The 10,493-nt window shown below is 59.7% G+C and carries 7 protein-coding genes; 3 read left to right on the forward strand and 4 right to left on the reverse strand.

Going from position 1 to position 10,493, the window contains the following annotated elements; translation table 11 throughout:
- The first annotated feature begins 132 nt into the window (after positions 1 to 132).
- Positions 133 to 1,362, forward strand: coding sequence for an efflux RND transporter periplasmic adaptor subunit (locus ACR0LX_RS03805; protein ID WP_480568396.1), 1,230 nt, complete (start codon positions 133 to 135; stop codon positions 1,360 to 1,362).
- A complete protein-coding gene (locus tag ACR0LX_RS03810) occupies positions 1,359 to 5,216 on the forward strand; it encodes an efflux RND transporter permease subunit (RefSeq protein WP_480782619.1) in 3,858 nt (1,285 codons plus the stop codon). Before ACR0LX_RS03805 ends, ACR0LX_RS03810 begins: the two co-directional genes overlap by 4 nt.
- Before the next feature lie 49 nt (positions 5,217 to 5,265).
- Here the strand turns inward: ACR0LX_RS03810 and ACR0LX_RS03815 are convergent, their stop codons facing one another.
- The 3 genes from ACR0LX_RS03815 to ACR0LX_RS03825 all read right to left on the reverse strand — a co-directional run bounded on the left by ACR0LX_RS03815 (position 5,266) and on the right by ACR0LX_RS03825 (position 8,971).
- Complete coding sequence (locus tag ACR0LX_RS03815) at positions 5,266 to 5,589, reverse strand: hypothetical protein (protein WP_480782620.1); 324 nt, start codon at positions 5,587 to 5,589, stop codon at positions 5,266 to 5,268.
- Positions 5,590 to 5,725: 136 nt separating this feature from the next.
- Positions 5,726 to 7,531, reverse strand: a complete 1,806-nt coding sequence (locus tag ACR0LX_RS03820; RefSeq protein WP_480782637.1) for an ABCB family ABC transporter ATP-binding protein/permease — start codon at positions 7,529 to 7,531, stop codon at positions 5,726 to 5,728.
- A 78-nt stretch (positions 7,532 to 7,609) separates the two neighbouring features.
- Positions 7,610 to 8,971, reverse strand: coding sequence for a LysM peptidoglycan-binding domain-containing protein (locus ACR0LX_RS03825; protein WP_480782621.1), 1,362 nt, complete (start codon positions 8,969 to 8,971; stop codon positions 7,610 to 7,612).
- A 126-nt stretch (positions 8,972 to 9,097) separates the two neighbouring features.
- On the opposite strand from ACR0LX_RS03825, the gene ACR0LX_RS03830 reads away from it, so the two are divergent.
- Positions 9,098 to 9,646, forward strand: a complete 549-nt coding sequence (locus ACR0LX_RS03830; protein WP_480782622.1) for an LOG family protein — start codon at positions 9,098 to 9,100, stop codon at positions 9,644 to 9,646.
- A gap of 39 nt (positions 9,647 to 9,685) precedes the next feature.
- Here the strand turns inward: ACR0LX_RS03830 and ACR0LX_RS03835 are convergent, their stop codons facing one another.
- A complete protein-coding gene (locus tag ACR0LX_RS03835; protein WP_480782623.1) occupies positions 9,686 to 10,138 on the reverse strand; it encodes a host attachment family protein in 453 nt (150 codons plus the stop codon).
- Between the last annotated feature and the right edge of the window lie 355 nt (positions 10,139 to 10,493).

The following is a 10,493-nucleotide window of genomic DNA, read 5'->3' on the forward strand; positions in this document are numbered from 1 at the left end:
GAACTTGCCGCGCCTCTTGCCTAAAAAACGAAACCGAACTAATTAGTTCAGTATGGACATGCGGGGGAATCGACCCCATCTCAAGGCATGAATGCCGATATTTTCGGCGAAGACATCAAAGCGAGGCTTTCTATGCGGTTGATTTCTTTTATCAACGCGGTTTTGGTCACCGTCGCATTGTATTTGTTGGTTTTTCAGCGCGACGCGCTGTTTGCTTTTGCCGGCCTGGGTGACGATCCCGCCGAGACGTCGGCAGATGCCGAAGACGGCGCGGCACCGGTCGCGGCAGACGCTGTTGGCGTGGTCGCATATCGCTCGGTCGCGCGCGAGATTGGCAGCGCCGTGCAGCTGCGCGGACAGACCAAGGCGAACCGGCAGGTCGAAGTTCTGGCCGAAACGACCTCGACCGTGCTGTCCGAACCCAAGCGCAAGGGAACCTTTGTCGAGGCAGGCGATCTGCTGTGCGAACTTGATCCCGGCACCCGCCCGGCCAGCCTGGCCGAAGCAATGGCAGGCAAGCTTGAGGCCGAAAGCCGCATCCCCGAGGCCGAAGCCCGCATCGAAGAAGCGCATGCCCTTGTGGCCGAAGCGCAGATCAACCTGAAAGCTGCCAACAGATTGTCCGAAAGCGGATTTGGTTCGGAAACCCGCCGAATCTCGAGCGAAGCAGCCATGAGCAGTGCCGAGGCGGGCGTCAAATCCGCTGAAGCCGGGCTTGAGGCCACGCAGGCCGGGATCGAGGCCGCCACCGCCGAGGTCGCAGCGGCCCGCCGCGAAATGGACCGACTGACCATCGAGGCTCCGTTCAAGGGTCTTCTGGAAAGCGACACGGCAGAGTTGGGCAGCCTGATGCAACCCGGTTCGTTGTGCGCCACGGTCATTCAGCTGGACCCGATCAAGCTGGTTGGGTTTGTGCCCGAAACCGAAGTGAACCGTGTTGTGGTCGGCTCGACGGCATCGGCCCAGCTTGCGACAGGTCTGCAGGTCGAAGGCCAGGTGACCTTCCTCAGCCGGTCGGCGGATGAAACAACACGGACATTCGAGGTCGAGATCACCGTTCCGAACCCGGATCTGCGGATTCGCGACGGTCAGACCGCAAGCATCTGGATTAATGCCGAGGGCGTAAAGGCGCACCTGCTGCCGCAATCCGCCCTGACCCTGAACAATGACGGGCAATTGGGTGTGCGCACCGTCGGCGACGGCAACGTGGTCGACTTCATGCCGGTGCAACTGCTGCGCGACACCGCCGAGGGCGTCTGGGTCGACGGCCTGCCCGAAACCACGGATGTCATCGTCGTTGGCCAGGAATTCGTGACCCGCGGTGTCTCGGTCGCGCCAACCTATAGGAATGCATCGCAATGACGGGCATTGTCAGTTGGGCCGCAAGCCGGGCCAGAATGGTGCTGGCCTTCATCGCGATTTCCCTGATCGTTGGTGGCTTTGCCTACGTGGGACTGCCGAAAGAGGGTGAGCCGGACATCGAGATTCCGGCCCTGTTCGTCTCGGTCCAGTTCCCGGGCATTTCGGCTGAGGATTCCGAGAACCTTCTGATCAAGCCGATGGAAACGGAACTGGCGGATCTGGACGGTCTGAAGGAAATGTCCGCCACCGCCGCCGAAGGATATGCCGGTCTGGCGCTCGAGTTTGATTTTGGCTGGGACAAGACCGCGATCATGGCCGATGTGCGCGACGCCATGAACAGCGCGCAGGCCGATTTCCCCGAAGGGGCCGAACAGTATTCGCTGCATGAGATCAACCTGTCCGAGTTCCCGATCGTCATCGTCAACCTGACCGGCGCGGTGCCCGAGCGTACGATGGCGCGTATCGCCAAGGACTTGCAGGATGATCTCGAAGCGCTTGATTCCGTGCTTGAGGCCGGGATCGCAGGCAATCGTGACGAGTTGCTGGAAGTCATTATCGACCGACTACGGCTTGAAGCTTACAACGTGTCGGCAGATGAGCTGATCAATGTTGTACGCAACAACAACCAGTTGATCGCCGCGGGCGAGGTCGAAACCGCGCAAGGTACGTTCTCGGTCAAGATCCCGTCGTCTTTCAAAACAGCCGAGGACGTCTATAGCCTGCCCATCAAGGTCAATGGCGACCGGGTCGTCACCATGGGTGAACTGGCCCAGATCAACTATACGTTCGAAGATCGCGACGGCACCGCCCGTTTCGACGGTGAATCCACGGTGGCCCTGCAAGTGGTCAAACGCAAAGGGTTCAACCTGATCGACACCGTGGCACAGGTCAAAGAAACTCTGGCCGCCGCGCAAGAGAAATGGCCAGCCGAGATGCGTGCCGCTGTCGAGGTTGGCACCTCGAACGACCAGAGCCGCATCGTGGACTCGATGGTGCGCCAGTTGGAAGGCTCTGTCCTGACCGCGATCGCCCTAGTGATGATTGTGGTTCTGGCCTCGCTGGGCACCCGCGCTGCGCTGCTGGTTGGATTTGCGATTCCGACCTCGTTCCTGCTGAGCTTTGCGTTTCTCGCGGTGATGGGCGTCAGCATCTCGAACATGGTGATGTTCGGGCTGATTCTGGCTGTCGGTATGCTGGTCGACGGGGCCATCGTGGTGGTGGAATACGCCGACAAGCGCATCAAGGAAGGCATCGGCCCGATGCACGCCTATGTCGAGGCGGCGCAACGGATGTTCTGGCCGATCGTTTCCTCGACCGCAACGACGCTCTGCGCTTTCCTGCCAATGCTGTTCTGGCCCGGCGTCCCGGGTGAGTTCATGAAGATGCTGCCAATCACGCTGATCTTCGTACTGTCCTCGTCGCTGATTGTTGCGCTGATCTATCTGCCCGTCGTGGGCGGTGTCTCGGGACGCATTAGCCGAACGTTCGACCGTACCTCGAACTGGTTACGTCGGGTGGCTCCGCAATGGCTCCGTATGGTCCTGGTACCTCCGTCGCTGTACATGATCTTCCTGGGCGCGATGCAGATGCTGAACCCGGATTACCTGCTGCCGGGCGGTAGAATTGCGGGCGTGATTCTGTTCCTTGTCGGTGCCTTTGCCGGGTCCATAACCCTGAGCGCCGCAAGGATCGAGCGCCACAAGGAAGAGCGCGTGCACACGGCGCGCGAACGCACTCCGTTCGGCCGGGTAGTCAACTTCATTGTCGGCAATCCGATCATGCCGATCGTGTCGATCATTGCGGTGGGTTTCAGTGTCGTCGCCGTCATCGGCCTGTTTGCGGCGAACAACCGTGGGGTCGAATTCTTTGTCGAAACCGAGCCGGAACAGGCTACGGCGTTTGTGCGCGCCCGGGGCAACCTGTCGCTGCATGAAAAGGACCTCATGGTTCTGGCTGCCGAAGAGGTTATCAAAGCCCACCCTGCCGTCACCAACGTGTTTGCCTTCGCTGGCGAGGGCGGGTTGACGCAGAATGATGGCGGCGCATCCTCGCCCGCTGACACCGTGGGTCGGGTTCAGTTCGAGATCACCCCTTGGGAAGATCGTCCGAAAGTCTCGGAGCCCGCGCTTGGTGGGCTTTTCCAGCAGGAAACCATCGACCCCGAATATGACGGCGACGTTGTTCTGGAACAGTTGACCGCAGAACTTGCGAAGATCCCGGGGATCATCGTCGACATCCGCGCTTTGGAACAGGGCCCCGCATCTGCCAAGCCCGTGCATCTGCGCATCAAGGGCGATGGTTGGGACGAGCTGACCGCATCCGCGCAGGCTGCACGCGAGATGTTCGAGGCCACTCCGGGTCTGATCCAGATCGAAGACACCATGCCCCTGCCCGGCATCGACTGGCAGATCGACGTGGATGTGGCCAAGGCCGGTCGGTTCGGCGCGGATGTCGCCACCGTGGGCGCGATGGTGCAACTGGTCACGCGCGGCATCCTGCTGGGCGAGATGCGCCCCGACAGCACCGATGAAGAGGTCGAGATCCGCGTCCGCCTGCCCGAGGAAGACCGGGTTCTGTCAACGCTGGATTCGCTCAAGGTTCGCACTCCTGACGGGCTGGTACCCTTGTCGAACTTTGTAACTCGCAAACCGGTGGCCAAACTGGCCGAGATCACGCGGATCGATCAGCAGCGGTATTATGACGTCAAAGCGGACATCATTGAGGGACTTGAAATTCTCCAGATGGTTCCGTTGGATGACGACGGAGACCCCGTCGAAGACGGTTTGTTGGATGTTGGATTCGGCTATAGCGTTTCGGAGGAAGAAGCCGAGAACGGTGATCCTTACAACGTGACGTTAATAGAAGAACGCGGCTTTCCGTTCTCGTTGATCTTTGGCCCAGAAACGTTGCGATACAATGTTCCGCAAGTCGCGCAAACTATCGATTTGGATATCGTTCAGAGCCAGCTTGATGCCGGCAAGGCTATTGTTCAGTTGGTTCCGATGACTGCGAATGAGCGCATCGAAAAGCTAACTCAGTGGCTTGAAACCAACCCGTTCTCGAACGTCATCAGCTGGGAATGGACCGGCGATCAGGAGGATCAGGAAGAATCCGGCGCCTTCCTGATGAACGCCTTCATGGGGGCCTTGGGTCTGATGTTCGTGATCCTGCTGGCGCAGTTCAACTCGTTCTACAACTCGGTGCTGGTCCTGCTGGCGGTCGTGCTATCGACGACCGGGGTTCTTCTTGGCATGTATTTTCGGGAGCAGCCTTTCTCGATCATCATGACCGGCACCGGCATTGTGGCGCTGGCGGGGATCGTGGTGAACAACAACATTGTTCTTATTGATACCTATCAGGAATACTGTCGCAAGATGCCGCGGATCGAAGCGATCGTGCGCACCGCCGAGGCGCGTATCCGCCCGGTTCTGCTGACCACACTGACGACGATGGCCGGCCTGACACCGATGATGTTCGGGCTGTCGCTCGACTTCGTCAACGGCGGCTATACCGTCAACAGCCCAACCGCGCTGTGGTGGAAACAGCTGGCCACGGCCGTTGTGTTTGGTCTGGGCACTGCGACGGTACTGACCTTGATCGTGACGCCGTCCTTCCTGGCGCTGCGGGTTTGGGTCACTACATACGCAACCTGGCTGGCGAAGCTGCTGGCACGGGTCTCACCCAGCCAATCCAGCCGGGCAGCTCAGGATATGCTGATGGGCCGCGCCGCGCGTGAAATCCAATCGACCGAGGTGATCTGGACAGATGAGGGCGAGCTTGCCGCAGCCCGACCCGACATCCGGGATGAGCGCCCTGACCATCCGCCGACAACACCGCTGAAGGCGGCAGAATAAAAAAAGGCGAGCCCGGTGCTCGCCTTTTTCCTTTGAACATTGCTGCGCGTTATTCAACGAAGGCGTATTCACCCAGCTCGCACAGATCCAGGCCATAGTCTTCGACCGCTTCTCCGTCGCTGAACACGCCGCGAATGTCATAAACGCAAGTGCTGAGCCCGTCGGCGATCAGAACACCGACCTCAAAATCCGACGCCAGATAGCCGCCTTGCAGCAGGTTGCCTTCCCAGCTGTTGGATGACGCCGGAGAGACGTTGAATTCGACCAGATCGACGCTGGTTTCGTTGATGATCAGGAATTCAAGGTCCTCGGCAACCGCCGCGGTCGCCATCAAACTGGCCGCGGCCAACGCCGCCCCTGCTCGTATCTTCATAATTTTTCCTCTGTTTGTATTTCAGCTTTCGTGCCTGGCACGTCGCCCAGCTTGCACAGTGTCGCCAGACGCGGTCGGCGTCAAACGCAAAACCGGATCATTCCCGACGGAATTCCAACCCGGGCACGCTGCCAGGCTAGGCCGCCTGGCTGTCGGCCTGCTGGCGGCTCCACAATTGCGCATACCGCCCGTCGCGCCGCAGCAACTCATCATGGGTGCCCTTCTCGATGATCTCGCCACGTTCCAGCACGACGATCTGATCGGCCTCTGCAATGGTGCTTAGACGGTGCGCAATGGTGATCACCGTACGCCCCTCACCGGCGCGCGACAGTGCGTCCTTGATGTCCTGTTCGGTGTCTGTGTCCAGCGCCGAGGTCGCCTCGTCCAGCAACAGGATCGGAGGGTTCTTCAGCAGAGTCCGCGCAATGCCCACACGCTGCTTTTCACCGCCGGACAGTTTCAACCCGCGCTCGCCCACCTTGGTGTCGTAGCCTTGCGGCAGGCTTTCGATGAAGTCGTGAATCTGGGCAGCCTTGGCGGCGGCTTCGACGTCGTCCTGGCTGGCTCCGTCGCGGCCATAGGCGATGTTATAGCGGATCGTGTCGTTGAACAGGACCGTATCCTGCGGCACCACCCCAATCGCCGCGTGCAAGCTGGATTGCGCGACATCGCGCACATCCTGACCGTCGATTTTCAACGCGCCGCCAGTGACGTCGTAAAAGCGGAACAACAGTCGCCCGATCGTGGACTTGCCGGACCCGGTCGCGCCGACAATTGCGACGGTCTGACCGGCTGGGACGGTCAGAGAAACCCCCTTTAGGATCTCGCGATCCGCCTCATATCCGAAACGCACGTTTTCCAGCGTTACCTGCCCCCCATTTACCTTCAGGTTTGGCGCGCAGGCCTTGTCGGTCACTTCGGCGGGCTGCTCCAGCAGATCGAACATTTGCCCCATATCGACCAGCGACTGACGTATCTCTCGGTAGACGGTGCCCAGAAAATTGAGCGGCACGGTGATCTGTATCATATAAGCGTTTACCATGACGAAATCGCCGACCGTCAAGCTGCCATTCTGAACGCCAATAGCCGCCAGAACCATGACCCCGATCAGCCCGGCGGTGATCAGCATGGACTGACCAAAGTTCAGAAAGGCCAGAGAATAGGCTGTCTTCAGCGCGGCGCTGGCATAGGCTTTCATCGACACGTCATAACGCTCGGCCTCGCGCGCTTCGGCGTTGAAATATTTGACGGTTTCAAAATTCAGCAGGCTATCGATGGCGCGTTGGTTGGCCTCGGTATCCTGATCGTTCATCTCGCGCCGCAGCTTTACGCGCCATTCGGTCACGGCAAAGGTGAACCAGATATACAGCGCAATCGTCGCCGCGACGACGACCAGATACCAGACGTCGAAAAGCCACATCAGAATGATGGCGACCAACAGCAGTTCCAGGATCAGCGGCCCGATCGAAAACAGCAGGAACCGCAGCAGGAACTCGACCCCTTTGACACCACGTTCAATGATCCGGCTGAGACCGCCTGTGCGCCGCGTCACGTGATAGCGCATGGAGAGCTGATGAATGTGCTGAAACGTCTCAAGCGCCAGTGCCCGTAGCGCGCGCTGCCCGACAGGCGCAAATAGCGCATCGCGCAATTGCTGAAAGCCAACGGTCATCATCCGCGCCACGCCATAGGCGACGGTCAGGCCGACTGCGCCCAGCGCCAGCGGCGGCACGCCTTCGCCCGCAAGGCTGTCCACTGCACCTTTGTACAGGATCGGGGTGTAGACGGCGATCAGCTTGGCCAGTACCAGCATGGCCATCGCCAGCACCACGCGGCGCTTAACCCATGGCTCGTCATCCGGCCACAGATACGGTGTGACCTTTCGGATCGTACGCCAGCCCGAGCGGCGTTCGTCCGGCTGAGGCATATTGTCGGAATGCATCGGGGCCGATTTTCTCATCACGTACCTTAACAGCGGTCTGAGATTGCCCGGCCCGTCAACAGGGCCAGAGGGGTTGTCTTATTCGGGGATCGTAAAGATTTGCCCGGGGTAGATCAGGTCAGGATCGCGGATCGCCTCGCGGTTCGCCTCGAACAGACGCACGTACAGGATGCCGTCGCCAAACCGTTCTCGTGAAATCGCCCACAGCGTGTCGCCCTTTTGAACCGTCACCGAACGGATCGTGGGCGTTTGCTCACCAGATGCCTCTTCAGCTGCGCGCAAGGTTTCGATGGGTTCGCGTTTGAACGGCGTTTCAATCCTGCTGACCACCTCGCCTTCGGGCGAAACCTCATCGACGCGCAGGGTGTAGACCCCCGGATCAACGCCTTCGATCTCGCCGCGCCACTGGCCGTCATCGACGGGATCAAGATCGGCGACCAGTTCATTGTCCAGATATAGCCGAACGGTCGATTCGTCCTGTACGCGCCCGGTCAGTTCAACTTCGCCAGCTTCGGAATAACCGATCGTATCCAGCGCAACCTGATCCGGCGGAGTGACGTCCGCAGGAGGCTGAACCAACTCAACCCCCTCTTCGCCCGAGCGCAAGATCGCCACCTGCTGATCCTGCGCAACCTCTGGCTGGGATTCTGCGACAGGTTCTTCCTCGGTTGCCGGTTCCGCTGTTGCAATCTGAGTTTCCGGTTCTTCTTGCACCGACTCCTCGGTCGGCGCGGCAGGGGTTTCATCCGTATCTTTGACCGGCGCCTCCGGCGCGACCTGCGCTGTGTCTTCGGTGGGGGCCTCGGGCGCGGCAGGCTCAGCCTCGGCGATGTTCTGAGCTTCCGCTTCGGGCTCGGGATCAGGCAAGGCTGCGATCAGATAGTCGTCGGATCGAACTGTCTGATCATCGCCCTGCGTCTCAAGAACCAACCCACGCGCGTCGTCTGCAAACGGGATCGAAAGGAACTCGGCAAATTGTCCGGTTTCATCGACGGTAAAGCTGTGAACAGTTTCGCCATCCAGCAGGATATTGACCCGAGATCCCGGTTCTGCATTGCCCGACAGCACCGCATTTCCATCCGGTTCGACAAAAATCTGATCCAGAACCGGTGCGGCAGCAAGTGCCTCTGGTGCTTCGGGTTCTGCGACCTCTGCATTGTCGGTGGGTTCTTCTGTCGCTGGCTCGGGGGTTTGCGCCGCCTGTTCCCCTGCCCCATCATCCGCAGGCTCTGCTTCGGTCGTCACCGCGTCCGTCGCGGCAGGTGCTTGGGCGGTATCGGATGCTTCGGCCGGTTGCTCGGTGGCCGTCTCCTGCGGGGCCGGGGCGCTGCCAAAGACACCCGCCATGTACAAACCACCTGCGCCCAGCAACGCGAGAAGACCCGCAACCAGCCCCCAGACAAATGTTCCAGAGCTTCCGCTTCCCGATTTGGCGTTCATTGTTGTCCTTTCATTCCGCCCCTTAAACACCCTGAGTTGCAGGCATTCCATTGGACGGTTGAGCCAATCTATCAATCCCGCTATCAGGGGTCAAAACCTCTGACACAAGCCCGGAGACACCATTCCATGCCCCAGAAATCCGTCTGTGTGTATTGCGGGTCACGCAATGGCACAAATCCGGCGTATGCGCAGGCCGCCAGCCAGTTTGGAACGCTCTTGGCCCAGGAGGGCTGGCGACTGGTCTATGGGGCTGGCGATGTGGGGTTGATGGGAGAAGTTGCGCGCGCAGCACAAACCGCAGGCGGCGACACGTTCGGCGTCATCCCGGTGCATCTGTTGCGGCGCGAGGTCGGCAAGACCGACCTGACCCGATTCATCGTTACCGAAACGATGCACGAGCGCAAAAAGGTCATGATCATGAATGCCGACGCCGTGGTCGTGCTGCCGGGTGGGCCGGGTTCATTGGACGAACTGTTCGAAGCGCTGACTTGGCGGCAATTGGGCCTGCACGACAAGCCGATACTGGTCATGAACGTGGACGGGTATTGGGACAGCCTGCGCAACCTTCTGGATCACGTTCTGGATCAGGAATTCGCCGATGCGTCGCTGGCTGATTTCCTCACATGGGTCCAAACGCCTGACGACGCAATGTCCAGCTTGCGCAACCTGATCTGAGGTCGGGCGGCCCATGCCGCCCGAAGGCTCTCTGCCAATTCAGGCGGGCTTTGCCAACCGCGACGTCAGGATCTGCTCGACCTTGTGCAGCGGGTGGTTGGTCAGCGTCTTGTCGACCTCGGCCACGACCTTGGCCAGAACATCGCTATGCAGACGCCGCCGCAGCAGACCCAGCACATGCGGGCTGGCGACCAGAACCAGCCGTTTGAACGCGCCTTTCAGACCCTTGCGGTTCAGCAGGTTGGCGACGTCCTGTACGAACAGAGACTTGGCATGCGTTTTCCAGTGATCCTCTTCAACCGCGGATTTCTGCTTGGGTCCGCCGTCATATCGACGCCCGGCGCGGTCGGTTGGCTTGGTTTTTGGTGCGTCCGGCTCCTCGACCGAGACAACGACCAGATTGGGGTCCTGAGCGTCGGTGACATTCTCCATCACCAGCGCCTTTTCCCCGTCTGCAATGATAACCCAAGTTCCCTGTTCAAGTGCTGCCATCGTGTTCTCCTGTTCGGTTCTAACTGCTGGTCCCCCGATAATTCGGCGCAATTTTCCGCTCGCGCGAAGAGTTTCTTTGCGCGCAACAGCGTTGCTTTTCAATTATTTGGCGGATTTCTCCCTCCCGCAAACTATAGCTAGGTATTGCGCGGTGCCGTACAATAGGTCTCAGTCCGAAAGTTGACGTATCGGCAGGTTTTCTCCTGCGGTGGCGCGGTAGCGTCGCCTATGTTTGGACGCGAATTCCGAGTTCGGTTAAGCGGAGAGGCTGTGTGGAAACGCACCGGATCTAGTCTTTTTCTGAGCTTGTGAGTTTTGTTGCGGTTGTTTCGCTGGATTTTTCATTTTCGTGTCT

Source organism: Ruegeria sp. CH11, assembly GCF_056537105.1.